At 67.2% G+C, this 24103-nt stretch carries 24 protein-coding genes; 10 read left to right on the top strand and 14 right to left on the bottom strand.

From position 1 onward, the window contains the following. Positions 1 to 2 precede the first annotated feature (2 nt). Positions 3 to 1004 (bottom strand): 4-hydroxy-3-methylbut-2-enyl diphosphate reductase, encoded by a 1002-nt coding sequence (gene ispH / locus A37E_RS0112525; RefSeq protein ID WP_051678981.1) that lies wholly within the window; start codon positions 1002 to 1004, stop codon positions 3 to 5. A 254-nt stretch (positions 1005 to 1258) separates the two neighbouring features. On the opposite strand from ispH, the gene A37E_RS0112520 reads away from it, so the two are divergent. Further along, positions 1259 to 1963: a cell cycle transcriptional regulator TrcR gene (locus A37E_RS0112520; protein ID WP_029556901.1), complete on the top strand. Its 705-nt coding sequence runs from the start codon at positions 1259 to 1261 to the stop codon at positions 1961 to 1963. A gap of 105 nt (positions 1964 to 2068) precedes the next feature. Here the strand turns inward: A37E_RS0112520 and A37E_RS0112515 are convergent, their stop codons facing one another. Continuing rightward, positions 2069 to 2899, bottom strand: coding sequence for a universal stress protein (locus A37E_RS0112515; RefSeq protein ID WP_029556900.1), 831 nt, complete (start codon positions 2897 to 2899; stop codon positions 2069 to 2071). Positions 2900 to 3242: 343 nt separating this feature from the next. On the opposite strand from A37E_RS0112515, the gene A37E_RS0112510 reads away from it, so the two are divergent. Beyond that, complete coding sequence (locus A37E_RS0112510) at positions 3243 to 4277, top strand: glycosyltransferase family 2 protein (RefSeq protein ID WP_051678980.1); 1035 nt, start codon at positions 3243 to 3245, stop codon at positions 4275 to 4277. Next, a complete protein-coding gene (locus tag A37E_RS0112505) occupies positions 4274 to 5119 on the top strand; it encodes a ChbG/HpnK family deacetylase (protein ID WP_029556898.1) in 846 nt (281 codons plus the stop codon). The genes A37E_RS0112510 and A37E_RS0112505 overlap by 4 nt, the downstream gene beginning before the upstream one ends. Before the next feature lie 55 nt (positions 5120 to 5174). Here A37E_RS0112505 and A37E_RS0112500 read toward each other — a convergent pair whose 3' ends face one another. The 7 genes from A37E_RS0112500 to uvrC form a co-directional block, all read right to left on the bottom strand. Continuing rightward, on the bottom strand, positions 5175 to 5819 hold the full coding sequence (locus A37E_RS0112500; protein ID WP_029556897.1) for a CoA transferase subunit B: 645 nt from the start codon (positions 5817 to 5819) through the stop codon (positions 5175 to 5177). Then, positions 5819 to 6532 carry a CoA transferase subunit A gene (locus A37E_RS0112495; RefSeq protein WP_029556896.1) on the bottom strand — a complete coding sequence of 238 codons (714 nt, stop codon included), beginning with the start codon at positions 6530 to 6532 and terminating at the stop codon, positions 5819 to 5821. Before A37E_RS0112495 ends, A37E_RS0112500 begins: the two co-directional genes overlap by 1 nt. Before the next feature lie 106 nt (positions 6533 to 6638). Further along, complete coding sequence (locus A37E_RS0112490) at positions 6639 to 7406, bottom strand: glucose 1-dehydrogenase (RefSeq protein ID WP_029556895.1); 768 nt, start codon at positions 7404 to 7406, stop codon at positions 6639 to 6641. 144 nt (positions 7407 to 7550) lie between these two features. Beyond that, a complete protein-coding gene (locus A37E_RS0112485) occupies positions 7551 to 8021 on the bottom strand; it encodes a molybdenum cofactor biosynthesis protein MoaE (protein WP_029556894.1) in 471 nt (156 codons plus the stop codon). Positions 8022 to 8026: 5 nt separating this feature from the next. Further along, a complete protein-coding gene (gene moaD / locus A37E_RS0112480) occupies positions 8027 to 8278 on the bottom strand; it encodes a molybdopterin converting factor subunit 1 (protein ID WP_029556893.1) in 252 nt (83 codons plus the stop codon). Continuing rightward, positions 8275 to 8916 carry a CDP-diacylglycerol--glycerol-3-phosphate 3-phosphatidyltransferase gene (pgsA, locus tag A37E_RS0112475; protein ID WP_029556892.1) on the bottom strand — a complete coding sequence of 214 codons (642 nt, stop codon included), beginning with the start codon at positions 8914 to 8916 and terminating at the stop codon, positions 8275 to 8277. The genes moaD and pgsA overlap by 4 nt, the downstream gene beginning before the upstream one ends. Positions 8917 to 9016: 100 nt before the next feature. After that, positions 9017 to 11326 carry an excinuclease ABC subunit UvrC gene (gene uvrC, locus A37E_RS0112470; RefSeq protein ID WP_051678979.1) on the bottom strand — a complete coding sequence of 770 codons (2310 nt, stop codon included), beginning with the start codon at positions 11324 to 11326 and terminating at the stop codon, positions 9017 to 9019. 280 nt (positions 11327 to 11606) lie between these two features. Here uvrC and A37E_RS0112460 point away from each other — a divergent pair, with 280 nt between their 5' ends. Both A37E_RS0112460 and A37E_RS0112455 read left to right on the top strand, forming a co-directional pair. Then, positions 11607 to 12212: an outer membrane beta-barrel protein gene (locus A37E_RS0112460; protein WP_029556890.1), complete on the top strand. Its 606-nt coding sequence runs from the start codon at positions 11607 to 11609 to the stop codon at positions 12210 to 12212. A 246-nt stretch (positions 12213 to 12458) separates the two neighbouring features. Further along, the gene (locus tag A37E_RS0112455; protein ID WP_029556889.1) at positions 12459 to 13154 is read left to right on the top strand and encodes an outer membrane protein; all 696 of its coding nucleotides are present in this window, start codon (positions 12459 to 12461) and stop codon (positions 13152 to 13154) included. 65 nt (positions 13155 to 13219) lie between these two features. Here A37E_RS0112455 and panD read toward each other — a convergent pair whose 3' ends face one another. Then, a complete protein-coding gene (gene panD, locus A37E_RS0112450; protein WP_029556888.1) occupies positions 13220 to 13669 on the bottom strand; it encodes an aspartate 1-decarboxylase in 450 nt (149 codons plus the stop codon). Between the two features lie 219 nt (positions 13670 to 13888). Between panD and A37E_RS0112445 the strand changes: the two genes are divergently transcribed. Further along, positions 13889 to 14896, top strand: a complete 1008-nt coding sequence (locus A37E_RS0112445) for a Gfo/Idh/MocA family oxidoreductase (RefSeq protein ID WP_029556887.1) — start codon at positions 13889 to 13891, stop codon at positions 14894 to 14896. 97 nt (positions 14897 to 14993) lie between these two features. Further along, entirely contained in the window at positions 14994 to 16148 is a 1155-nt protein-coding gene (locus tag A37E_RS0112440) for a DegT/DnrJ/EryC1/StrS aminotransferase family protein (protein WP_029556886.1), read from the top strand. An 87-nt stretch (positions 16149 to 16235) separates the two neighbouring features. Here A37E_RS0112440 and A37E_RS0112435 read toward each other — a convergent pair whose 3' ends face one another. Then, positions 16236 to 17342, bottom strand: coding sequence for a polyamine ABC transporter substrate-binding protein (locus tag A37E_RS0112435; RefSeq protein WP_029556885.1), 1107 nt, complete (start codon positions 17340 to 17342; stop codon positions 16236 to 16238). A 107-nt stretch (positions 17343 to 17449) separates the two neighbouring features. After that, the gene (locus A37E_RS0112430; RefSeq protein WP_029556884.1) at positions 17450 to 18853 is read right to left on the bottom strand and encodes a glutamine synthetase family protein; all 1404 of its coding nucleotides are present in this window, start codon (positions 18851 to 18853) and stop codon (positions 17450 to 17452) included. A 287-nt stretch (positions 18854 to 19140) separates the two neighbouring features. Here A37E_RS0112430 and A37E_RS0112425 point away from each other — a divergent pair, with 287 nt between their 5' ends. The 3 genes from A37E_RS0112425 to A37E_RS0112415 are packed head-to-tail and all read left to right on the top strand — an operon-like array spanning position 19141 to position 22209. After that, the gene (locus A37E_RS0112425; protein WP_081837566.1) at positions 19141 to 20658 is read left to right on the top strand and encodes a sensor histidine kinase; all 1518 of its coding nucleotides are present in this window, start codon (positions 19141 to 19143) and stop codon (positions 20656 to 20658) included. Beyond that, the gene (locus tag A37E_RS0112420) at positions 20651 to 21088 is read left to right on the top strand and encodes a response regulator (protein ID WP_024277276.1); all 438 of its coding nucleotides are present in this window, start codon (positions 20651 to 20653) and stop codon (positions 21086 to 21088) included. Before A37E_RS0112425 ends, A37E_RS0112420 begins: the two co-directional genes overlap by 8 nt. An 11-nt stretch (positions 21089 to 21099) precedes the next feature. Then, the gene (locus tag A37E_RS0112415) at positions 21100 to 22209 is read left to right on the top strand and encodes a histidine kinase dimerization/phosphoacceptor domain -containing protein (RefSeq protein ID WP_245279323.1); all 1110 of its coding nucleotides are present in this window, start codon (positions 21100 to 21102) and stop codon (positions 22207 to 22209) included. 157 nt (positions 22210 to 22366) lie between these two features. Here the strand turns inward: A37E_RS0112415 and A37E_RS0112410 are convergent, their stop codons facing one another. Continuing rightward, on the bottom strand, positions 22367 to 22720 hold the full coding sequence (locus A37E_RS0112410) for a (2Fe-2S) ferredoxin domain-containing protein (RefSeq protein ID WP_029556881.1): 354 nt from the start codon (positions 22718 to 22720) through the stop codon (positions 22367 to 22369). 218 nt (positions 22721 to 22938) lie between these two features. After that, positions 22939 to 23961, bottom strand: a complete 1023-nt coding sequence (locus A37E_RS0112405) for a sulfate ABC transporter substrate-binding protein (protein WP_029556880.1) — start codon at positions 23959 to 23961, stop codon at positions 22939 to 22941. Positions 23962 to 24103: the final 142 nt, after the last annotated feature.

Raw genomic sequence — 24103 nt, 5'->3', positions numbered from 1 at the left:
CTCTACTCCGCCGCCGCATCCGGCCGCAGCACGCGCGGCAAGGGGAAAAACACGTCCTCTTCGGTGGAGGTCACGGTCTCCACGCGCACGTCGTAGCGCGCGGCGAAGGCGTCGATGATCTCCTCCACCAGCACTTCCGGGGCCGAGGCCCCTGCGGTGACGCCGAGGCTGGACAGCCCTGAGAATACCGACCAGTCGATGTCGGCCGCCCGCTGCACCAGAGCGGCACGCGGGCAGCCCGCCCGCTCCGCCGCCTCGCGCAGGCGCTGGGAATTGGAGGAATTGGGTGCACCCACCACGATCAGCGCGTCCACCTTCGGCGCGATGGCCTTCACGGCCTCCTGCCGGTTGGTGGTGGCGTAGCAGATGTCTTCCTTGTGCGGCTCGGAGAGCTTGGGGAAGCGCCGGCGCAGGATGGCCACCATCTCCGCCGTGTCGTCCAGCGACAGGGTGGTCTGCGTCACATAGGCGAGATTTTCCGCATCCGGCGGCGATACCCGCTCGGCCTCCTCGGCCGTCTCGATCAGGGTGAAGGCGCCGTCCGGCAGCTGGCCGATGGTTCCGACCACCTCGGGATGGCCCTTGTGGCCGATGAGGAGGATGTGCCGGCCACGCTTGAAATGGACCTGCGCCTCGCGATGCACCTTGGTGACGAGCGGACAGGTGGCGTCGATGGCGAAGAGGTTGCGGCCGGCGGCCGCCTCGGGGACCGATTTCGGCACGCCATGGGCGGAGAAGATGACCGGCGCGGTGGTATCCGGCACCTCGTCCAGCTCCTCGACGAAGATGGCGCCCTTCCGCTTCAGGTCTTCCACCACATACTTGTTGTGCACGATCTCGTGCCGCACATAGACCGGCGCACCGTAGAGCTTGAGCGCCTGCTCCACGGCATCGATGGCGCGCACGACGCCGGCGCAGAAGCCGCGCGGCGCCGCGAGCAGGATTTTCAGCGCGGGCCTTTCGGCGGGCGCGGCACGGTCGGGCACGATCGGAGTGTCGGACATGGCGCGAATTGGCGACCTCCTTGGGCCGGTGTCAAGCTTCAGCGGCGATTTCGGGCCCGACGGCGCTGCGGGAATTGCAACTTGTGCCCGGCCCGCTTATGTTGGTGCCATCCCGGACATATGCGATGCATTCCGCGGTCCGCCCCGAAAGGTGGGGTGGCCAGGCGAAGACGCATATGCCCGACCCATTCTTTTCATGACCGGCGCGTCTCACCCCGACGGGCCCGATAGACCAACAAGCCGAAGAGGCCGTCATGTCGAACGTACCTTTGATGCCCAAGGCCACAGCCGTCTGGCTCGTGGACAATACGGCGCTCTCCTTCGAGCAGATCGGCGACTTCTGCAAGCTGCACCCGCTTGAGGTGAAGGGCATCGCCGACGGCGAGGTGGCGCAGGGAATCAAGGGGCTCGACCCCATCTCCACCGGCCAGCTCTCCCGCGACGAGATCACCCTCGCCGAGAAGGACGCCAACCGCCGCCTGCGCCTGCTCGACCCCAAGGTGCGCCTGCCCGAGCAGAAGAAGCGCCGCGGTCCGCGCTACACCCCGGTGTCGCGCCGTCACGACCGGCCCAACGCCATCCTCTGGCTGCTGCGCAACCATGCCGAGCTGAAGGACGCGCAGATCATCCGCCTCGTCGGCACCACCAAGTCGACGATCCAGTCCATCCGCGACCGCACGCACTGGAACTCGCCCCAGCTTTCCCCCATGGACCCGGTGACGCTCGGCCTGTGCAGCCAGATCGATCTCGACCTGGAAGTGCAGCGCGCCGCCAAGGACCGTCCGGCCACCGCCGGCCATGAGGACCGCGGCGCCACCCTGCTGCCGGCGGACGTCACCACCGGTCACGACGAGCATGAGGACGAGCCGCCGAAGGGCCGCACGAGCCTCGACCTCGAGACCGTGTTCGCCAAGCTCGGCGGCTCCAAGAAGAACGAGGCCGAGGACGACGAGGACTGACCTCCGGTCGCCGGCCCATTGCTGCACGGCCCATCGCTGCAAATGAAAATGCCCCGGCTATCGCCGGGGCATTTTTGTTTCAGGACCGTCCGGGCTGGAGCGCCCTCAGTGGGCCATCAGCACCGGCACGGTCATGGTGTTGAGGATTTCCCGGGTCACGCCGCCGACGATCATCTCGCGCAGGCGCGAATGGTTGTAGCCGCCCATCACCACGAGGTCGGCGCCCTGATCGGAAACCTCGTTGAGGATCGCCGAGGCCACGGACTCGCCCGAGCCCACCGGCAGCTTGCGCACGGTGGCGGAAAGGCCATGGCGCGACAGATGGCGCGCCACCTCGACGCCGGCGGTGTCATCGTCGTCCGCATGGGTGACGACCCGGAAGATCTCCACCACCTTGGTCCGGTGCAGCAGAGGCAGCGCCTCGGCGAGGGCACGGGCGGCCGGCCGGCTGCCGTCCCAGGCCACCACGGCCCGCTCGGCGGTGAAGGGCTTGGTCTGCACGTAGGGCACGATGAGAACGGCGCGGCCGGACTCCATCAGCACCGTCTCGGAGATCACCTCCTCCGGTCCGGGCCGGTCCGGATCGGGCTGGGCGACGACCGTGAGGTCATAAAGCCGCGCCAGCTCGGCGAAGCTGTTGGCCGCGACGCCGAGCGAGGCGGAGAGGCTGCGCACCTCGTGCGACAGCCCCGCGGCCGCGGCAGAGGCGGAGAAGCGGGCGGCAGCCTTTTCGGCGGCAGCCTGATTCTCCAGCACCTGGGCATCGATGAAGTCGGTCGGCAGGGCGCCCATGTAGAAGGGCGGAACGTCGATCTCATACGCCACCGACAGGCCCGTAAGATGGGCACCGAAGCTGGCGGCAAGGCTCGCCGCGTAGTCGCAGGCGACGTCCGTCTCGACCCCTTGGGCGAGATTGACCAGAATGTCGCGAATCATATGGGAAGGCCCCCGTTCGGCCGTTTGAACGACGCGACCTTACCCTAAACTCGCCCAAAGTCTCGGGTCTTGATGTGGAGCAATCGGCTCCGGTCTTCGGGGTCGCACGCATGCGGCGGAAAATGACCGGAACAGCCGAACACCCCCCTGAAATGACGACGCGGCCGCCCTGGGGGAAGGCGGCCGCGCCAATGGCACGATCAATTGGGGGGGATGATCGCGCTGACTTGAAAACGCTGGTTCTGCCGTTGGGTTCCATGCATTCCAAAAAAATTATGCGCAATTGTCCGCAGCCCCGGCTAGATGCGGTCTCCATCCCCGGCGCGGGATCGACGGTAGTATCATGACACCAGACTTAAGCATCGTCATACCGCTATACAACGAGGCCGCCGGCCTTCCCGGTTTCCACGATCGCGTGACGGCCATCGCCTCGGCTGAGGCGGCGCGGCGCGGGATGCGGGTGGAGATCGTCTATGTGGACGACGGCAGCCGCGACGGCTCCGCGGCCGTGGCGGCCTCCCTCCCGGCGGATCGGGCGGACGTGCAGGTGGTGGCGCTGAGCCGCAACTACGGCAAGGAAGCCGCCCTCATGGCGGGCCACGACCACGCCCGCGGCGATGCGGTGATGTTCATGGACGGCGACGGCCAGCACCCGCCCGAGATGATCCCGACCTTCATCGGCCTGTGGAAGGACGAGGGCTGGGACGTGGCCTATGCGGTGAAGGCCGATCGGTCCGACGAGGCGGCGAGCCGGCGCATCTTCGTGCGCACCTTCTACAAGCTGCTGAATTTCGGGGCCACCGCCCGCATTCCCGAGGACGCGGCCGATTTCCGCATCCTCTCGCCGCGCGCCGCGGCGGCCCTGCGGCGGATGCCCGAGCGCAACCGCTTCTTCAAGGGCCTGACGAGCTGGATCGGGTTCCGGCAGGTGGCCGTGCCCTATCGCCCGGCGCCCCGGGCCCACGGCTCCACCTCGTTCAACTTCCTGCGGCTGCTCGGCCTGTCCATGGAGGCGCTGACCTCCTTTTCGCCGGCCCCGCTCCGGCTGGCCGCCTTGTTCGGCGCCTCGCTCGCGGGCCTTGCCTTGCTCTATGGCAGCTGGATCGTGGTGGAGCGCCTCGTCTGGGGCATCCCCCTGCCCGGCTATCCCTCCATCGTCGTGGGCCTGATGGTGATCGGCGGCACGCAATTGCTGGTGATGGGGCTGATGGGCGAGTACATCGCCCGCATCCTGTCGGAGATCAAGGCGCGACCGGTCTATTACGTGGCCGACCACGTCTTCAACCGGGCGCCCGAGGCGGAACTGAACGTGCCGGCGCACGGACACGCCCAGGTGATCTCCCATCCGGCGGTGCTCGCCTCGCGGGGCGACCAGTGAAGCGCGTCATCCTCTGCGCCGACGACTACGCCATCTCTCCCGGCGTATCCGAGGCCATCGCGGCGCTGATCGCCGACCGGCGCATCAACGCCACCTCGGTGATGACCGTGTTCGACGGCCTCGGCCCCGCCGCGCGGGCGCTGGACGATGCGGCGGCCGACACCGGCGCCAGCATCGGCCTGCATGTCACCCTCACCGGTGCCTTCGCGCCTTTGACCCCCGGCATGGCCGAGCCGTCAGGCACCCTCCCCGCCTTGCCCCGCCTGCTGCTCTCGGCCCTGTCGCGCCGGCTCGACGCGAAGGCCGTCGCGGCGGAGGTGGAGGCGCAGTTTGCCGCCTTCCACGACGCCTTTGGCCGCCCGCCCGACCATGTGGACGGCCACCAGCACGTCCATGTGCTGCCGGTGATCCGCACGGCGGTGATCGCCGCCACCGCCCGCCATGCCCCCCGCGCCTTCCTGCGGGATGTGACCCCGGCGCGCGGCGCCCTCAACGGCCTCGACCTCAAGGGCCGGCTGATCGGCGCCTTCTCCACCGGCTTCGCCCGGGACGCGGCGCGGGCGGGGCTTGCCACCAACCGCGGCTTCGGCGGCGCCTACGACTTTTCCGGCGACCATGATTTCGCGACGCTGCTCGGCCATTTCCTCGCCGGCGTGCCGGATGGGGGACTGGTGATGGTGCATCCCGGCCGGGTGGATGACCCGCTCGTCGCCCGCGATCCCCTCACCCATCAGCGGGAAGTGGAATACGGCGTGCTGCGCGGGCCGCAATGGCGCGACATCCTTGACGGTGCCGACGTGAGCCTCGCCTTGCCGGACCTTGCCACTCGAAAAGCCGCCTGAACGAAAAAGGCGCCCGCGAGGGGCGCCTTTCCGAACCGGCTTTTGCGCACAGCGATCAGGCGAGGCCGACCTCGAACTTCGCCTCGGTCTTGGCCTTCACCTCGTCGAGAGTCACGCCCGGCGCCAGTTCCTTCAGCACCAGCGTGCCGCCGCGCTTGGTGAACTCGAACACCGCGAGGTCGGTGATCACGAAGTCGGTCACGTGGGTGCCCGTGAGGGGCAGCGTGCAGCGCGTCACCAGCTTGGGCGCGCCGGACTTCTCCACGTGCTCCATGAGCACGATGACTTCCTTGGCGCCGGCCACGAGGTCCATGGCGCCGCCCATGCCCTTCACCATCTTGCCGGGCACCATCCAGTTGGCGATGTCGCCTTCCTCGGACACCTGCATGGAACCGAGGATGGAGAGGTCCATGTGCCCGCCGCGGATCATGGCGAACGAATCGGCGCTGGAGAAATAGGAGGTGTCGGGCACCTCGGTCACGGTCTGCTTGCCGGCGTTGATGAGGTCCGGGTCTTCCTCGCCCTCATAGGGGAAGGGGCCGATGCCGAGCATGCCGTTCTCGCTCTGGAAGCTCACGGTCATGCCGGGCGGCAGGGCGTTGGCGACCAGGGTGGGGATGCCGATGCCCAGGTTCACGTAGAAGCCGTCGCGGATCTGCTGGGCGGCGCGGGCCGCCATCTGCTCACGGGTCCAGGCCATCACTTCACCTCTTCGCGCTTGCGGGTGGTCACCTTCTCGATGCGCTTCTCGGCGCCGACCTCGACCACGATGCGGTCCACATAGATGCCGGGGGTGTGGATGTTCTCGGGATCGAGCTCGCCGACCTCCACCAGTTCCTCCACCTCGACCACGGTGATCTTGCCGGCGGTGGCCATCATCGGATTGAAGTTCCGCGCGGTCTTCCGGTAGATCAGGTTGCCTTCCTTGTCGGCCTTCCACGCCTTGATGATGGAGAGGTCTGCGACGAGGCCGGTCTCGAGCACGTAATGCTGGCCGTTGAACTCGCGGGTCGGCTTGCCCTCGGCGATGATCGTGCCGTAGCCGGTCTTGGTGTAGAAGCCGGCGATGCCGGCGCCGCCGGCGCGGATGCGCTCGGCCAGCGTGCCCTGCGGGTTGAATTCCAGCTCGAGGTCGCCAGCGAGATAGAGCTGCTCGAACAGCTTGTTCTCACCCACGTAGGACGAGATCATCTTCTTGATCTGGCCGTTGGCGAGCAGGATGCCGAGGCCGAAATCGTCCACGCCGCAATTGTTGGACACCACGGTCAGGTGCTTCGGGCCGAGGTCGCGGATGGCCGCGATCAGGTTTTCGGCGATGCCGCACAGGCCGAAGCCGCCCGCCATGATCGTCATGCCGTCGGAAACGATGCCCTCAAGGGCACTCTTCGCGTCCGGATACACCTTGTGTCGCATCACTTCCTCCTGGGCGCTCCCTGGGGCGCTGGCACCGAGATGAACTTATTGGGACATGGGGCGAAGCGGAAGCGGGTCCGCTGCGCAATCATGAGCACCTGCGGAATCAGAGCGAAGACACCAGGTGGCCGCCATCGACCGCCAGCGTCGTGCCCGTCACGTAGGCGGAGGCATCGGAACTCAGGAACAGGAGCGGGCCCTCCAGATCGGCGAGGGCGCCGAGCCGCCGGGTGGGAATGCGCCGCACCAGCGCCTGCCCCGCCTCGGTGGCGAAGAAGTCGCGGTTGAGGTCGGTCTCCACATAGCCCGGACACAGGGCGTTGGCGCGGATGGAGTGGCGCGCCCACTCCAGCGCCATGGACTTCGTGAGCTGCACCAGCGCCGCCTTGGACGCCGCATAGGCCGCCACCTGCCCGGCGACGCGCAGCCCGAGAATGGAGGCGACATTGATGATGGAGCCGCCGGTCTTCGCCTTGGCCATGGCCCGTGCCGCCGCCTGGGCGACGAGGAAGGAGCCCTTGAGGTTGGTGTCGATGATGCGGCCGAAATCCTCGGCCGTCTCATCCATCAGCGGCGTGGTGCCGGTGACGCCGGCGTTGTTCACGAGGATGTCGAGCCCGCCGAAAGCCTCGACGGTTGCAGCAACCGCCGCGGCGGCGGACGCCGGATCGGTCACGTCCAGGGCGACGGCGATGGCCGTGCCGCCGGCAGCCTTGATCTCATCGGCGAGGGCGGCACAGGCCTCGGCCCGGCGCGCCGCGAGCGCGACCTTGGCGCCAGAGGCCGCCAGCCGGCCGGCAAAATACGCTCCAAGACCACCGGACGCCCCCGTCACCAACGCGGAGCGCCCGTCCAGCGAGACGCGGAAATCCATGAAATTCTTCCCGGTAGCGTTTCTCTCACCTGCGCAGGGACCGTTTGCCGGTTCTTGAAAAGCGAGCGTCCGTTTTCATAGACGCGGCCCGTGCTGCGGCGCAAGTGTCGCAGTGCAGAACGTGCGCAGGGAGGGCTGCGGGACCTACTCCCGCCAGCGGTCCGCGGCCGCGTCATCGCTGGCCTTGGCCTCGACCCACCCCCCGGGATGGGCGGCACCGATCGGCTCCTCCTTCTTCCAGAAGGGGGCGCTGGTCTTCAGCCAGTCCATCAGGAATTCGGCGGCGGCGAAGGCGGCGGCGCGGTGGGAGGAGGCGGTGGCGACGAACACGATGGGGTCGCCCGGCTCCAGACGCCCGTGCCGATGGACCACGATGGCGCCGGTGAGCGGCCAGCGGTGGCGGGCTTCCTCCACGTGGCGCTCGATCTCCTCTTCCGCCATGCCGGGATAATGCTCCAGCGTTAGCGCGGCGAGACCTGCGCCATCCGGGCCGGCATCGGCGCGGCAGAGGCCGGTGAAGGTCACGATGGCACCCACATCCGTGCGTCCGACGGCGAGCGCGGCGCTTTCCGCCACGGCGTCGAACGGCTCGCGCTGGATGCGGACGGCGAACATGAGCCTCAGCCCCCGGTCATGGGCGGAAAGAACGCCACTTCCCGCGCGCCGGAGATGGCGGAATCCGGCTTCACATGGCGGCGGTCGATGGCGGCGCGCACCACGGCGGGGTTGTCGAAGGCGTGCGCGTGGGCCTCGTCCTGCGATGCCAGCCAGCGGGCGAGGTCGGCGACGGTCACAACCTCGGCAGGAGGGGCAACCTCCTCCTCCGCAAGGCCGACGCGCTCGCGCAGCCAGGCGAAATAGAGCACCTTCACCGCTCGTCCTCCACCAGATGGCGGGCGCCGGCGCGGAAATAATCATAGCCGGTGTAGAGCGTGAGCACGGCCGAGATCCACAGCAGCGTCAGGCCGACGAGCATAACGCCCGGCAGAACAGCCTCGCCGGCCGTGCCGGTGATGAGCACGCCCACGGCGACGAGTTGCAGGGTCGTCTTCCACTTGGCGAGGCGGGAGACCGGGACCGACACCCGAAGCTCGGCCAGGAACTCGCGCAGGCCGGAGACGAGGATCTCCCGGCACAGGATGACAATGGCCGCCCAGAGCGACCAGCCGCGGATGGTGCCATCCGACGCCAGCATCAGCAGGCAGGTGGAGACGAGCAGCTTGTCGGCGATGGGATCGAGCATCCGCCCGATGGCCGATTGCTGGGACCAGGCGCGGGCGAGGTAGCCGTCGAAGAAGTCGGTGATGGCTGCCGCCACATAGATGAACAAGGCGACCCAGCGCAGCCACACGCCGCCGGCCAGGATGTCCGACCAGAACAGGCTCGCGGCCACCAGCGGCACCGCCACGCAGCGCGAATAGGTGAGGATGTTCGGCAGCGACAGGGCATGCCCGCGGGAACGCCGCTCGGTCGCGGGCGGGGCATCGGATCGTGTCGCTGCGTCGGACATGGGCACCACTTCAGAAAGCACGGCCGCGATGGTGGCCATCGCGCCGGCCGTCGTTCCTATTTAGGCCGGGCGGGCGGCCGGCGAAAGCCTTGAGGGCTTTTCATGATGAAGGCCGCTCGTGGAAATAATCATACACCGCCTTGGCCGTACCGGCATTGATGCCCGCCACCTGCTCCAGATCGGCCAGCGAGGCGCGCTCGATGGCCTTCAGCGTGCCGAAATGGCGCAGCAGGGCGCGCTTGCGTGTCGGCCCCACCCCCGGAATGGCCTGAAGCCCGGCTTCCGTGATGTCCTTCTTGCGCCGCGCCCGGTGCGAGCCGATGGCGAAGCGGTGCGCCTCGTCCCGCAGCCGCTGGATATAATAGAGCACCGGATCGCGCGGCTCCATGCGGAACGGCGTGCGGCCGGGCAGGAAGAACTGCTCGCGCCCCGCCTCACGGTCGAGGCCCTTGGCGATGCCCACCATTGGCACGTCGGTGATGCCCAGTTCCTCCAGAACCTTCCGCGCCGCATTGAGCTGGCCGAGGCCGCCGTCGATCAGCACGAGGTCGGGCCACGGCGAGGCGCCAGTGGCGTCCGGCAGGGCGTCGGGCTCGTCTTCGATCTCGGCCTCAACCGGTGGGGCTGTGGATGGAGTGTCACCCCTCACCCCATCGCTCTCCCGCCCGAACTCGGCTCTTGCCGAGTTCGGTTCGTGAAAGCTGAAGTCGGCAACAGCCGACTTCAGGGGGAGAGGGGGCACAGGCTGCTCGGCTTCAGAGACAGTCGCATCAACCGACACCGCCGGAACGCCCTCTCCCCTAGCGGGAGAATGCGGGGGTGAGGGGGGCGCGGCCTCGGCCACCGGCGTCACCTCCCGCGGCGCCTCCTTCAGCAGGCGAGCGAAACGGCGCGTCAGCACCTCGCGCATCATGCCGAAGTCGTCGCCCGGCACGAGATCGGCCGACTTGATGTTGAACTTGCGGTATTGCGACTTCCGGAACCCCTCCGGCCCGGCCACGATCATGCCGCCGACCGCGTTGGTGCCCATGATGTGGGAATTGTCGTAGACCTCGATGCGCTGCGGCGGCGCCTTGAGGCCGAAGGTGGCGGCGACACCCTCCAGCAGCTTCGCCTGCGTCGCGCTTTCGGCGAGCGTGCGGGCCAGCGCCTCACGGGCGTTCTGCAAGGCGTGGTCGACGAGGTCGCGCTTCTCCCCCCGCTGGGGCACGGCGATCTCGACCTTGTAGCCGGCCTTCTCGGACAAGGCCTCGGCCAGAAGCTCCTGCTCCTCCACCTTGTGGGACAGCAGGAGAAGGCGCGGACAGGGCTTGTCCTCGTAGAACTGGGCGAGGAAGGCGCCGAGCACCTCGGCTTCGGTAAGCGAGCGGTCGGCGCGGGGATAATAGGCGCGGTTGCCCCAATTCTGGCCGGTGCGGAAGAAGAACACCTCCACGCAGGTGGCGCCGCCCTGCTGGTGGCAGGCGAACACGTCCGCCTCCTCCACCCCGCGCGGATTGATGCCCTGCGACCCCTGCACGGCGGAGAGCGCGGCAAGACGATCCCGCAGGCGCGCGGCGCGCTCGAATTCCAGTTCCTCGGCCGCCTGCTCCATCTCCTTCGCCAGCTCTTCCTTGATGGCGCGCGAGCGGCCGGAGAGGAAGGCGCGGGCCTCGCGCACCAGCTCGGCATAGTCCTGATGGCTCACCTCGCCGGTGCAGGGGCCGGCGCAGCGCTTGATCTGGAAGAGAAGGCAGGGCCGCGTGCGATTCTCGTAATAGCTGTCGGAGCACGAGCGCAGCAGGAAGGCCCGCTCCAGCGCGTTGATGGTGCGATCCACCGCCCAGACACTGGCGAACGGGCCGTAATAGTCCCCCGGCCGGTTGCGTGCGCCGCGATGCTTGGCGATCTGCGGCGAGGCATGGTCGGCGGTGATGAGGATGTAGGGGAAGGACTTGTCGTCCCTCAGCAGCACGTTGAAGCGCGGCTTCAGCTGCTTGATGAGGTTGGCTTCCAGCAGCAGAGCCTCGGGCTCGGTGCGGGTGGAGACGAACTCCATCTGCGCCGTCCCGGCGATCATGCGGGCGATGCGGTTGGTGTGGCCGACAGGGCGCGTATAGCTGAGCACGCGCTTCTTGATGCTCTTGGCCTTGCCCACATAGAGCACGGTGCCGTCCGCCGCGATCATGCGGTAGACGCCCGGCCCGTTGGGCGCGTGCTTTACCGCGCGGATGATGGCGGCGCGGCCCGTGGCCAGGCTTTCCTCGCCCGGCAGGGTGTCGTCCGCGGGCTCGAGCTCGAGAAGGACGGCCTCTTCCGTCTCTTCCGCCGTCCCCTCACCCGCTCCCGGCGGCAAGGCTTCGCCCGGCGCGTCGCCATCGGCGCGGGCAAGGGCAATCTCGGGTGGGTCGGCGGGGCGGCGGCGGGTCATGGATGCGTATGTAATGCGCCCGACGCCCGGAGGGAACGGCGCACCCGGCCGCCCGTTTTCACCGGGCGTCAACCATAGCGGCATTCGCTTCTTTTGCCGGGCCGCGCGCCAGCTCCGCACAAGGCCAAAAATCCACATTCAACGCAAAGTCATAGATAGTTACTACGTCATCAACCATGTGCGCGAACGACAGCAACCGCAGAGAAATAGGCAAGTTTCACCTGCGAGGGTGCGCGGAAGGCCGGATGCAAACCGGCCGCCCCCTCTCGGAGGATGATCCATGCGTATCCGTCTGCTTGCTTCCGCCGCTGCGCTGGCGGGCTTCGCTCTCGCCGCGCCGGTTGAAGCGGCCGACCTCGGCTATCCCGCGCCCTACGTGCAGCCGGTGGCAGCCTTCACATGGACCGGCTTCTACCTGGGCGCCAACGCCGGCTACGGCTGGGGCTCCTCGTCCTTCAGCAGCCCCAGCGGCTTCCTCGGCGGCTTCCAGGCCGGCTACAATTTCCAGTTCGGTAGCCCCTTCGTGCTCGGCATCGAGACGGATTTCGACTTCGCGGGCATGTCGGCCGGCGCTTACAGCCTCAACAATCTCGGCACCGTGCGCGCCCGCCTCGGCTATTCGTTCGACCGCGTGCTCATCTATGGCACCGGCGGCTTCGCTTATGGGCAGGGCAGCGCGAATTTCTTCAGCCTGACCTCCTCCTCGACCCAGACCGGCTGGACGCTGGGCCTTGGTGCGGAGGTAGGATTTGACCGAAACTGGTCCGCGAAGCTTGAATACCTTTATGTAGACTTGGGGAGCGCCACGTTCCCCACTGCAGTCGGTCCGGTCACTACTGGCTTCGACGCAAATATTCTTAGAGCCGGTGTGAATTATCGATTCTGAGGAGAGACATAACGCAACGAAAAGAAATGCGGCAAAACATGGGAACAATCCCAAATCTGCCGCGTTTACGCGCCAATGTGTCGCGGAGATTAAAGAAAGTTAGGAAAAGGCCACATCTCTGCCCGGTTTGATTTTTCGGGTGTGGCCCGATCGCTACAGACTGCACCGGTCAGGAGCTGTAAGAAAGAACCACCCGACGGCGACCTCCTCAGGGAGCAGCCGGCGAAACCACAAAGGTAGATACTCATGTTGAAGCGTGCACTTCTGGGCGCCACCGCCCTGGTTCTCCTCGCCGGCACCGCCTCTGCGGCCGACCTGGCCACCCGCTATCCGGTGAAGGCCGCCCCGATCCCCGTGCAGGTCTTCTCCTGGACCGGCTTCTACATCGGCGGCAACGTGGGCTGGGGCTGGGCTGACAACACCTACGACTACACCCCCTTCGCTTCGCCCACCTACAGCTACAGCCCCGGCACCTCCAACGGCTTCACCGGCGGTCTGCAGATCGGCTACAACTACCAGTTCGCCAACAACGTCGTGCTCGGCGTCGAGACGGACTTCAACTGGGCCGACATCAACACCAGCGGCGTGCTGTTCGGCGGCCCGCTCGGCGGCGGCGTGATCGACCAGAAGGTTGACTACTTCGGCACCATCCGCGCCCGCCTCGGCTACGCGATGGACCGCTTCCTGCCGTACATCACCGGCGGCGTGGCTTATGCCAACACCAAGTACACCGACCCCTATGGTCTGTCCGACAGCAACCTGAAGTGGGGCTGGACCGCCGGTGCCGGCGTCGAGTACGCCATCACCAACAACTGGACGATCAAGGCCGAGTACCTGTACCTCGGCTTCGACAACAGCAAGACCAACTACATCAACGGCGATCAGCTGTCCGTCGGCAGCAACATCCAGACCGCCCGCCTCGGTGTGAACTACAAGTTCTGATCCGAAGCACCCCCTTGCATTGGGCCCCCGGCATCGCCGGGGGCCTTTTGCTTTGGGCGGCCCAGTCAGACATCCGTCCGCAGCGGTACCTTCTTCTCGCAGCCGCTTTCGTCGCGGACCGCGAATCGGTAGGTGCCCGCGCTGTCGCGGGTGACCTCGTAGGTGAGCCGGCCGGTGATGCGGTTCTCCCTGTCGAAGGTCAGCACCTTCGGCCGCAGCGCCACGATCTCCCCTTCCGGCACATAGACCGAATTGCAGATGATGACCTCGTCGCCCGGCTGGCAGGTGCGCGCCGCCGCGCCATTGAGGATGCAGCACCGTGACCCGCGCTCGCCGAGGATGACGTAAGTGGAGATGCGGGCGCCGGAATTGCGGTTCCAGATCTCCACGAACTCCAGCGGCAGGATGCCGGCTTCCTCGCAATGCTCGGGATCGAGCGTGATGGAGCCGTGATAATTGAGGTCGGCCCCGGTCACGGTCAGTCCGTGCAGCTTGCCGGCGACGATCTTGCGCATGCCCCTGTCCCCTCCTCCCGCAGTCTGGTCCCGGCGGGTGATAGGCCGGCCCATCGCCGGAGGGAATAGGACGCGGCCATGCCCCCGCGCCGGACCGCGCGGTAACACGGGGATGCAATTCTTGAACGGGGCCAGGGGCCGGATTTGACCCACTGCCTCGCCTTCTCAACTATGATCGTGCTAGAGCGCGCAATCGTTGAACGGCAGAAGAGGGCTGAAATGGCTCATCCGGCAGCGCCCGATCAGGAGCGCGCCTCGAACCGTCCGGTACGCATCGGCGTCACGGGCATCGGCATCATGGGATCGAATCACGCCCGCGTGCTGGCCGAACTCCCCGGCGCGGAACTGGTGGCGGTGGCGGATCCCGACCAGGCACAGGCACAGCGGGTCGCCAATTTTCTCGGCTGCAAGGCGGTGGGCGACCACCGCGAACTCCTCGCCCTCGGCCTCGACGCCGTCGTGGTGGCAGCGCCCACCCACCTGCACCACTCCATTGCCCTCGACGTGATCGCCGCCGGCTGCTCGGTGCTGGTGGAGAAGCCCGTCGCGTCCACAACCGAGGAAGGCCGCGAAATCGTGGCCGCCGCCCGCGACAAGGGCGTCACCCTCATGATCGGCCACGTGGAGCGGTTCAACCCGGCGGTGCGCGCCATCAAGGACGCCATCCGCGACGAGAACCTGCTCTCCATCGCCATCACCCGCGTCGGCCCCTTCCCGCCGCGCATGTCCAATGTGGGCGTGGTGATCGACCTCGCGGTGCATGACATCGACCTGATCCGCTGGTTCACCGGCTCGGACATCCTGGAAGTGCAGCCGCAGACCCGCGCCGCCATCGCCGAGCGCGAGGACATCGCTTTGCTCCAGTTCCGCACCGCCACCGGGGCGCTGGCGCACATCAACACCAACTGGCTGACGCCCTTCAAGGCGCGCACGGTCCACGTCGCCACCTCCAAGAAATACGTCATCGGCGATCTGCTCACCCGTCAGGTGACCGAGCATTTCGACTATCGCCCCGACGGCTCCTATTCCACCCGGCACCTGCCGGTGGCCTATGCCGAACCGCTGCGCGCGGAGCTGGAGAACTTCCTCTCCGCCGTACGCACCGGCCGTCCGCCGGAAGTGACCGGCGAGGAGGGCGTGGCGAGCCTGGAGATCGCCATGGCGTGCCTGCCCGGTGCCGCCGCCTCGTCGCGAGGCTCCTCCACCAAGCGCCGCGCGGTAGGCTGAGCCTGCTGCTGAACGCGCGCCGCGCCGGCCCCTGGCCGGCGGGCGGGTGCGCGCCTGCGAAACGCCCGACGACCGGGCCTTCTGAAACGGACCAGAGATGACCTCTCCCGCGTCGGGCGCCAGCGCCCCCATCGCCTTCATCGACCTTGCCGCCCAGCGCGCCCGCATCGGCGGGCGCGTGGATGATGCGGTGCAGGCGGTGCTCGCCTCCTGCCGCTTCATCAACGGCCCGGAAGTGACGGAATTCGAGCAGAAGCTCGCCGCCTTCGCCGGGGCGAAATACGCCGTCTCCTGCTCCAGCGGCACGGATGCGCTGGCCCTGCTGCTGATGGCCTGGGGCGTGAAGGCGGGCGACGCCGTGTTCTGCCCGGCCTTCACCTTCTGCGCCACCGCCGAGGTGGTGCCGTGGGTGGGCGCAACCCCTGTCTTCGTGGACGTGAAGGAAGACACCTTCAACATGGACCCGGAGAGCCTGGAGCAGGCGATCCAGGTGGCCATCGAGCAGGGCCTCGACCCGCGCGTGGTGATCCCGGTGGACCTGTTCGGCCAGCCGGCGGACTATGACGCCATCCTGCCGATCGCCGAGAAGTACGGCCTGAAAGTGCTGTGCGACACCGCGCAGGGCTTCGGCGGCACCTGGAACAACCGGCGCACCGGCTCCATCGGCGATGCCACCGCCACCTCCTTCTTCCCCGCCAAGCCGCTCGGCGCCTATGGCGACGGTGGCGCGATCCTCACCGACAACGAGGAACTGGTGACGATCCTCAAGAGCCTGCGCGAGCACGGCCAGGGCGTGGACAAGTACCAGAACGTGCGCATCGGCATGACGGCGCGCCTCGACACCATCCAGGCCGCCGTGCTGCTCGAAAAGCTCGCCATCTTCGAGGAGGAGATCGCGGCGCGCGAGAAGGTGGCCCGGCGCTACAATGAACTGCTCAAGGACGTGGCCGGCGTGCCGGTGGTCGATCCGCGTGCGACGTCGGTGTGGGCGCAGTACACCATCAGGCTCGCCCCCGGCGTGCGCGACGGCCTCGCCGAGAAGCTGAAGGCGGAGGGCGTGCCCACCGCCGTCTACTACCGCCTGCCCATGCACCTCCAGCCCGCCTATCGCCACTACCCCTCCGCCGGCGCCATCCTGCCGGTGTGCGAGGCGCTGGCGGAGGAGGTCATCTCCCTGCCCATGCACGCCTATCTGGACGAGGCGACGCAGGACCGCGTCGTCGACGCGGTGAAGCGGGCACTGGCGGCCTGAAAACGCAGCACGGACCCATAAAAAGGGCCGCGGGAGACGATCTCCCGCGGCCCTTTCTTTTTCAGGCCGGAATGAACCGGCCGCGCCTCACTTCCCGCGCTTGAAGGTGTTCCAGGTCTTGGTGATGACCCGCTGCACCGGCGGCTCGTTGGTGGTGACGATGAAGAGGCGGTCGAACACCTCCTTCGTCGGATAGATGGACGGGTTGTCCATGATATCCTTGTCGATGAACTTCTGCGAGGCGAGGTTGCCGTTCGCGTAGGAAATGAAGTTCGAATTCTTCGCCGCCACCTCAGGCCTCATCATGTAGTTGATGAAGGTGAGGGCATTGTCGATGTTCTTCGCATCCTTGGGGATGGCGAAGTTGTCGAACCACATGAGCGCGCCTTCCTTCGGCAGCGCATAGTCCACGTTCACCAGCTTCTTCTTGGTCTTCTTCGCCGCCTCCTGGGCGCGGGTCCTGGCCTGGTAGATATCGCCGGACCAGCCGAGGGCGATACAGATGTCGCCGCGGGCGAGGGCGTTGATGTAGCCCGAGGAATCGAACTTCTTGATGTAGGGCCGGACCGTCATGAGCAGAGTGCCGGCCTTGGCGATGTCGTCCGGGTTCTTGGAATTGGGATCAAGACCCAGATACTTCATCGCGGTGGGGATCACCTCCTCCGGGCCGTCGAGGAAATAGACGCCGCAATCCTTCAGCTTGGAGAGGATCTCCGGCTTGAACATGATGTCCCAGGTGTTGAGCGGGATGTCGCCGAGGCGCTCCTTCACCTTGTCCACGTTGTAGCCGATGCCGGTGGTGCCCCACATGTAGTTGACGGCGTGATCGTTGCCGGGGTCATACACGGCGAGGCGCTTGGTGACCTCGGGCCAGGCGTACTGCAGGTTCGGGATCTTGGACTTGTCGAGGGGGATGAACACGCCCGCCTTGATCTGCCGCTGCAGGAAGGAGCCGGACGGCACCACAACGTCGTAGCCGGTCTTGCCCGCCAGCAGCTTCGTCTCCAGCACCTCGTTGCTGTCGAAGACGTCGTAGCGGACCTTGATGCCGGTTTCCTTGGTGAAATCTTCCAGCACGGTCGGATCGATATAGTCCGACCAGTTGAAGACGTTGACGACCTTTTCCTGGGCCGTCGCCACGCCGGTAAGGCCGAGCGTGGCCACGACGACTGCAGCTAGCGTTTGGCGAAGCATCCGCCGTTCTCCTCTTGCGCGGGGCGGGCTTATCCTGCCGTCCCCGGTGGTGGAAGGCTATTGCGTTGCGGCACAACGCTCAACAGGAAACGGCCACGCCGCAGCGCTCAGAGGTAGGTGTCGTATTCCAGCGGTAGAATCTGCCGGGTGAAGGCGGCGAGTTCCTCCCGCTTCATCACGCCATAGATGCGGCGATAGTCCTCACCGAAGGCGCGGGCGATGAAGTCGGACGCAAAGAACCGCCGCACCGCCTCCTCCATGGAGGGGGAAAGGCGCTCGGCCGCGTGCTCGTAGGCATTGCCCGAGAGCGGCGCAGGCGGCTCGATCTCCCGTTCCAGCCCCTCCAGCATGCCGGCGAGAATGCCGGCGAGGACGAGATGGGGATGGGCTTCCGCCCCGGCGATGCGATGCTCCAGCCGGCGGGCGGCGGGCGGTCCGTTGGGCACGCGCACGGCCACCGAGCGGTTGTCATAGCCCCAGCTGATGGACACCGGCGCATAGGAGCCCGGCACGAGGCGGCGATAGCCGTTGTAGCTGGGCACGAACAACAGCGTTGAGTCCGCCATGGTGGCGAGCAGGCCGCCCGCCGCGTGGCGCAGCGCCCGGTCGCCCACACCATCGGGCTTGGCGAAGAGATTGCCGCCGCCCGTCTCCATCAGGCTCACATGGACATGCATGCCGTTGCCGGCAAAATCCACGAGGGGTTTGGCCATGAAGCTGGCGCGCAGGCCGTGGCGCCGCGCCACGCCGTCGATGAGCCGGCGCAGCAAAATGGCGTCGTCCGCTGCCGCCAGCGCATCCACGCGATGGTAGAGATTGACCTCGAACTGGCCGGGCGCCGCCTCGGAGATCACCGTATCCGCCGGCAGGCCCTGCTGCTCGCAGGCGGCGCGCATGTCGTGCAGCACTGGCGCGAAGGCGTCGAGGTCCGACATGGAATACATGTTCTGCCGCGCCTGTCCGGTGGCGGGGAACACCGGCTCCGGCGGCGCGCCGGGTACGTCGGACGGCTTCAGCAGATAGAATTCCAACTCAAAGGCGACGCAGGGGGCAAGGCCCCGCGCGGTGAAGCGGTCCACGATGCCGGCGAGCTGCTGGCGCGGATCGAGCTTCCACGGCGCGCCCTTGGCCGAGCCATCGGGCTCATGCATGGTGATGAGCACCTGCGCGGTGGGCCGCGGCGCCCAGGGCACCGGCTTCAGCGTGCCCGCCACCGGCCAGCACAGGCCGTCCTTGTCGCCGGTCTCCAGGTGGATCTCGGTGGCCTCCACCTCGCAACCCCAGATGTCGAGGCCGAAGATGGAGAGCGGGATGGCCACCCCGTCCTTCCAGATCTTGGTGATGGACCGGCCGGGGATCCATTTGCCGCGCAGCACCGCGGACGTGTCGGGCAGAAGCACTTCCACCACCTCCGGCTCGCCGTAGGTGGAAAGATAGGCCGCGACCTCGTCGGCAGGCTCTGCTGTGGCAGAGGCCTCGTCGGGTCGGCGGCCGGGGAGTGTGACCGGCATGATACTCCGTCTTCAAAAAAGCGACGTTCAAGCCGCATCCAAGCGCTAACGCGGGGAACCTTCAAGCGAGTCCGCACTTATCACACCTTGAGCGGGCGCGGATTGATCCTGCAGAGGTTTCTTGTTACCGCGCCGCCGGAGAGGCGGGACGAAATGGGACAATGGGCGGCTCGCGCCCTCGGTGAGGCGGCTTCCGCGCGCGGCACGGTTGAGGCCCGCTCGGCCACGTTCGGCGGGCGGGCGCATTGGCGCGCGCGCCTTCCCATTCCGCCCGTTGGTACCCCGTCATGACGGCCACCCTCAGCGAAACCGCCCCGCGCCCCTGGCAACGCCGCTTCGCGACACCGGGCCCGACGCTGCTCCTGCTGCTCGGCTTCGCCATCCTCGTCGCCATCAGCGCGTCGTCGATCTCCCTCATCCACCGTGCGCGGTCGGATGCGGAGAGCGTCGCCCATACGCTTCAGGTGATGAACGCCGTTTCCCAATTGCAGGTCCTCATCCGCCGCACGGAAAGTGCCGAACGCGGCTACCTGATCACCGGACGCGAGGGTTTCGCCCGCTTCTATGAGCAATCAAAGGCCCAGACCGGGCCGACGCTCGAACAGATCGGCGCCCTCACCGCCGATAATCCCGCGCAGCAGCAGCGCGTCGCGGAGGCCCGCACCCTGATCGCCGAACGCCTTGCGTCCTACGAGCGGTCCATGGCGCTCAGGACCGCGGGCGATCTGGAGGGCGCCACCGCCGACCTTCGGGCCGATCGCACCGAGGGCGCCATGACCCGCCTCGGTACGCTGCTGGTGGAGATGAAGGCGGCGGAGACCGAGCTGCTCGACGAGCGGACCGATGCCTCCCACGACAGCACGGTCTGGCTCACCGTGGTGAGCCTCGCCGGCCTCGCGGTGGTGCTGGTCCTCGGCGCCCTCGCCCTCACCCTCAATCGCCGGCAGGTCGGCGCCTTGCAGGCGGCGCAGCGCGAGCTGGAGGCCGCCAACCAGGGGTTGGAGAAGCGCGTCGCCGAGCGCACCGCCGACCTCAAGGAAGCCAACGACGAGATCCAGAGCTTCGCCTACATCGTCAGTCACGATCTGCGCTCGCCCCTCGTCAACATCATGGGCTTCACCAGCGAGATCGAGGCCATGCGCGGCGACCTGTTCGAGCGCCTCGCCCAGCTGAGGGCGCAGGCGGGCGAGGCGCCGGAGGCCGATGCGCAGATCGCCGCCGACTTCGAGGAGGCGCTCGGCTTCATCAAGACGTCCATCACCCGGATGGATCGGCTCATCCACGCCATCCTCGCCTTGTCGCGGGAAGGCCGGAAGGAATTCGTGCCGGTGGACGTGGACATGGGCCAGCTTTTCGCGAACCTGCGGGACAGCATGACCCACCAGCTTCACGAGGCCGGCGGCGAGATCGCCATCAAGCGCCTGCCGGTGATCCAGTCCGACCGGCTGGCGCTGGAGCAGATCTTCACCAACCTCCTCGACAACGCCTTCAAATACCGGCGGGACGACGTGCCGCTCCGGGTGGAGGTGAGCGCGGTGGATACGCCCGGCTTCGTCACCTTCGTCATTCAGGACAACGGACGAGGCATCGATCCCAAAGATCGCGGCCGGGTGTTCGAGCTGTTCCGCCGCTCGGGCCGGCAGGACCGCCCCGGCGAAGGCATCGGCCTTGCCCATGTCCGCGCGCTGGTGCGACGCATGGGTGGCCTCATATCCCTCGATTCCAAGCTGGGCGAAGGCTCCACCTTCAAGGTGACGGTGCCGCGCCGCCTGCCCACGGAGACCGGAAAGAAGGACCATGGTTGAGCACGTCACCATCATCATGATCGAGGACGACGAGGGCCATGCGCGCCTCATCGAGAAGAACATCCGGCGCGCCGGCGTGAACAACGAGATCGTCGCCTTCAGGGATGGCACCAGCGCCGTCAATTTCCTGTTCGGCGCCGATGGCAGCGGGCGGGAGAGCAGCGGTCGCGCGCTCCTCGTGCTGCTCGACCTCAATCTGCCCGACATGACCGGCGTGGAGATCCTCGGCCGCATCAAGCAGAACGAGCATCTCAAGCGCTCGCCCGTGGTGGTGCTCACCACCACCGACGACAAGGTGGAAATCCAGCGCTGCTATGACCTCGGCGCCAATGTCTATGTGACGAAGCCGGTCAATTACGAGAATTTCGCCAACGCGATCCGGCAGCTTGGCCTGTTCTTTTCCGTCATCCAGGTGCCGGAGACCGACTGATGGAATGCGCCGTGTCCGACCCTCTGGCAACCCAACTGGACGCGGCATCCGCTCCGCCGCCGCCGCTGCGCGTGCTCTATGTGGACGACGACCCCGCCCTCGGGCGGCTGGTGCAGCGCCAGCTCGGCCGGCTCGGGTTCGAGGTGGTTCCGGCCTTCTCGGGCGAAGACGGGCTGGCCCGGCTCGGCACCGAGCGGTTCGACGTGGTCGCCCTCGACCACTACATGCCCGGCCAGGACGGCATGACCACCCTGCGCGCCATCCGCGCCCTCGAGAACGCCCCGCCGGTGGTCTACGTCACCGGCGCGCAGGACGGGCGCCTCGCCGTCGCCGCCCTCAAGGCGGGCGCGGCCGACTATGTGGTGAAGGAGGTGCAGGCCGACTTCATCGAACTGCTGCGCGCCGCGTTCGTGCTGGCGGTGGAGCAGGTGCGCATGCGCCGCGCCCACGAGGCGGCGGAGGCCGAGATCCGCGCCGCCCGCGACCGGTTCGAGGCTCTGGCTGCCGAGCGGGCGCTGCTGCTGCGCGAGATGAACCACCGCGTCGGCAACTCGCTGCAGATCATCGTCTCGCTGCTCAACGTGCAGGCCGGCGCCACCGATGAGCCGCGGGTGAAGGAAGCGCTGAATTCCGCCCGCAACCGCGTCTCCGCCGTCGCGCAGGTGCACCGGCGCCTCTACACCTCCGACCAGATCGCCACCGTCGCCCTCGACCAGTATATCGGCTCGCTGCTGGACGACCTTCAGGTGTCGGCGCACCGCGAGCACGGCGGCATCACCCTCACCTATGATGCGGACCCCATCCACATTGACCCCGATCGTGGCGTGGCCCTGGGCATCATCGCCACCGAACTCGTCATCAATGCCATGAAATACGCCTATCCCGACGGCGAGGGGCCGGTGCGGGTGAAGCTGAAGCGCATGGGCGACCGGCTCGACTTCACCGTGGAAGACGACGGCGCCGGTATCTCCCCGGAAAAGCCCGCGAAGTCCACGGGCCTCGGCAACCGCATCGTCAAGGCCATGTCCATGAAGCTCGGCTGCGAGCCGACATTCGACCCGCGCGATCGCGGCACCTGCGTGCGCCTCACCTTCCGCCTCGCCGATCCCGCCAAGGCGTGAGGCGCGGCCTTCGATGTGATTAGCCGTCATCCCCCGGCTCGTCCGGGGGATCCACCTCTCCGCTTGTCCGGATTGCCGGAAAGCCGTCCCGGCCCGACCGTGGATCGCCCGCACAAGGCGGGCGATGACAGCAGTGAGGACGTTGCCCGCAGACTTTTCAGATGCGGGGAACGATGATGAGCCGCTCCACCGGCTTGCCGCCGAGGAGATGCTCGGTGACGATCTCGTCGATGTCCTCGGGGGTCTTGGGCGTGTACCAGATGCCCTGGGGATAGACGACCATGATCGGCCCCGCCTGACAGAAGCTCAGGCAGCCGGCGGAGGTCATGGCGATGTCGCGGCGGCCGGAGGCTTCCAGCTTCTTGCCCAGACGCTCCCACAAGGGCTGCGCACCGTTGGCCCCGCAGGAGCCGCGCGGATGCATCGGCGGCCGCTGGGTGAAGCAGCAGAAGACGTGGTGGGTGTAGACCTGCGGGATATCGAGGACTTCGACTTCGGCGGCTTCGGACATGACGGCTCGCGGCTCGGTGGGCGTTCCCTGGAGCCATTCAAATTGCATGCCGTCCCATCAAAGCCATCGGAAAGCTTCGGCCGTTCAAGGGAATAGCAGATGCAGAAACGCCGGCGCCCCCGAGGGACGCCGGCGCGAATTGCCGGACTGGCGGGAATGCGACACGCCCCGAGCCCCGCGCCCCGCGCCCCGCGCCCCGCGCCCGACGCGTCACACGGTCATTTGCCCACGAACAGGCTGTCGAGCTTGCCGCCGGAAGCGAAATGGGTGGCCTGCACCTTCTCCCACCCGCCGAACACGTCCTCCACCTTCACGAGGCGGATGGGCGGGAACTGGCCCTTGAATTCCTCGACCACCTTGGGGTCCACCACCCGGTGGAAGGCCTTGGCCGCCACCGTCTGCCCGGCCGGAGAATAGAGGAACTCGAGATAGGCCGTGGCGGAGGCGCGGGAGCCGCGCTTGTCCACCACCTTGTCCACCACCGCCACCGGGAACTCGGCGAGAAGGCTCACGGATGGCACGACCGTGAGGAGCTTCTTGTCGGGATAGAGCCCCTCGATGGTGCGGGTCTCGGCCTCGAAGGTCACCAGCACGTCGCCGGTGTCACGCTCCACGAAGGTGGTGGTGGCCGCGCGGCCGCCGGTGTCGAACACCGGGACGTTGGCGAGCAGCTTCTTCACGAAGGCGTCCGCCTTGGCGGCGTCGCCCTTGTTCTGCTCCAGCGCATAGGCATAGGCGGCGAGATAGGTGTAGCGCGCATTGCCCGAGGTCTTGGGGTTCGGGAAGATCACCTTCACGTCGTCGCGGACGAGGTCGGACCAGTCCTTGATGTTCTTCGGGTTGCCCGCGCGCACGAGGAAGGCCGGGAAGGAATAATAGGGCGAGGCGGAATTGGGGAATTTCTTCGCCCAGTCCTTGGCCACATAGCCGGCCTTGGCGAGCGTATCCACGTCGATCACCTGGTTGAAGGTGACCACATCCGCCTCCAGCCCCTCGATGACCGCGCGGGCCTGCCGCGAGGAGCCGGCGTGGCTCTGGTTCACCGTCAGCTGCTGGCCGGTCTTCTCCTTCCAGAACGGGATGAACTCGGCATTGATGGCCGTGAACAGCTCACGGGAGATGTCGTAGGAGACGTTCAGCAGCGTGTTCGGCCCCTGCTGGGCCAGCGACGGCGCGGCGCCGAACGGGGCCGCGGCCGCGCCGGCGAGCGCGGTGGCGAGGAGGGCGCGGCGGGTGATCATGGAACGTGCTCCCGATTTCACATTTCACAAATGATGAAATGTTATATTCACATGCACCATGTCTAGCATGTGAAATCGGGACTGTGAACCTCCCGGCGCGCCCGCCGCCCAGAAACTTTCCCCATGGGAATAGGAAAGGCCC

This window comes from Xanthobacter sp. 91, assembly GCF_000702385.1.
Classification (GTDB): domain Bacteria; phylum Pseudomonadota; class Alphaproteobacteria; order Rhizobiales; family Xanthobacteraceae; genus Xanthobacter; species Xanthobacter aminoxidans.
The sequence above is the reverse complement of the archived record's forward strand: the minus strand, read 5'-3'. Positions and strand labels throughout refer to the sequence as shown.

Bases quoted from the DNA above. Each gene is read 5' to 3' on its own strand.
- ispH (WP_051678981.1), bottom strand. From the start codon at position 1,004: ATGTCCGACACTCCGATCGTGCCCGACCGTGCCGCGCCCGCCGAAAGG.
- A37E_RS0112520 (WP_029556901.1), top strand. From the start codon at position 1,259: ATGTCGAACGTACCTTTGATGCCCAAGGCCACAGCCGTCTGGCTCGTG.
- A37E_RS0112515 (WP_029556900.1), bottom strand. From the start codon at position 2,899: ATGATTCGCGACATTCTGGTCAATCTCGCCCAAGGGGTCGAGACGGAC.
- A37E_RS0112510 (WP_051678980.1), top strand. From the start codon at position 3,243: ATGACACCAGACTTAAGCATCGTCATACCGCTATACAACGAGGCCGCC.
- A37E_RS0112500 (WP_029556897.1), bottom strand. From the start codon at position 5,819: ATGGCCTGGACCCGTGAGCAGATGGCGGCCCGCGCCGCCCAGCAGATC.
- A37E_RS0112495 (WP_029556896.1), bottom strand. From the start codon at position 6,532: ATGCGACACAAGGTGTATCCGGACGCGAAGAGTGCCCTTGAGGGCATC.
- A37E_RS0112490 (WP_029556895.1), bottom strand. From the start codon at position 7,406: ATGGATTTCCGCGTCTCGCTGGACGGGCGCTCCGCGTTGGTGACGGGG.
- A37E_RS0112485 (WP_029556894.1), bottom strand. From the start codon at position 8,021: ATGTTCGCCGTCCGCATCCAGCGCGAGCCGTTCGACGCCGTGGCGGAA.
- pgsA (WP_029556892.1), bottom strand. From the start codon at position 8,916: ATGTCCGACGCAGCGACACGATCCGATGCCCCGCCCGCGACCGAGCGG.
- uvrC (WP_051678979.1), bottom strand. From the start codon at position 11,326: ATGACCCGCCGCCGCCCCGCCGACCCACCCGAGATTGCCCTTGCCCGC.
- A37E_RS0112460 (WP_029556890.1), top strand. From the start codon at position 11,607: ATGCGTATCCGTCTGCTTGCTTCCGCCGCTGCGCTGGCGGGCTTCGCT.
- A37E_RS0112455 (WP_029556889.1), top strand. From the start codon at position 12,459: ATGTTGAAGCGTGCACTTCTGGGCGCCACCGCCCTGGTTCTCCTCGCC.
- panD (WP_029556888.1), bottom strand. From the start codon at position 13,669: ATGCGCAAGATCGTCGCCGGCAAGCTGCACGGACTGACCGTGACCGGG.
- A37E_RS0112445 (WP_029556887.1), top strand. From the start codon at position 13,889: ATGGCTCATCCGGCAGCGCCCGATCAGGAGCGCGCCTCGAACCGTCCG.
- A37E_RS0112440 (WP_029556886.1), top strand. From the start codon at position 14,994: ATGACCTCTCCCGCGTCGGGCGCCAGCGCCCCCATCGCCTTCATCGAC.
- A37E_RS0112435 (WP_029556885.1), bottom strand. From the start codon at position 17,342: ATGCTTCGCCAAACGCTAGCTGCAGTCGTCGTGGCCACGCTCGGCCTT.
- A37E_RS0112430 (WP_029556884.1), bottom strand. From the start codon at position 18,853: ATGCCGGTCACACTCCCCGGCCGCCGACCCGACGAGGCCTCTGCCACA.
- A37E_RS0112425 (WP_081837566.1), top strand. From the start codon at position 19,141: ATGACGGCCACCCTCAGCGAAACCGCCCCGCGCCCCTGGCAACGCCGC.
- A37E_RS0112420 (WP_024277276.1), top strand. From the start codon at position 20,651: ATGGTTGAGCACGTCACCATCATCATGATCGAGGACGACGAGGGCCAT.
- A37E_RS0112410 (WP_029556881.1), bottom strand. From the start codon at position 22,720: ATGTCCGAAGCCGCCGAAGTCGAAGTCCTCGATATCCCGCAGGTCTAC.
- A37E_RS0112405 (WP_029556880.1), bottom strand. From the start codon at position 23,961: ATGATCACCCGCCGCGCCCTCCTCGCCACCGCGCTCGCCGGCGCGGCC.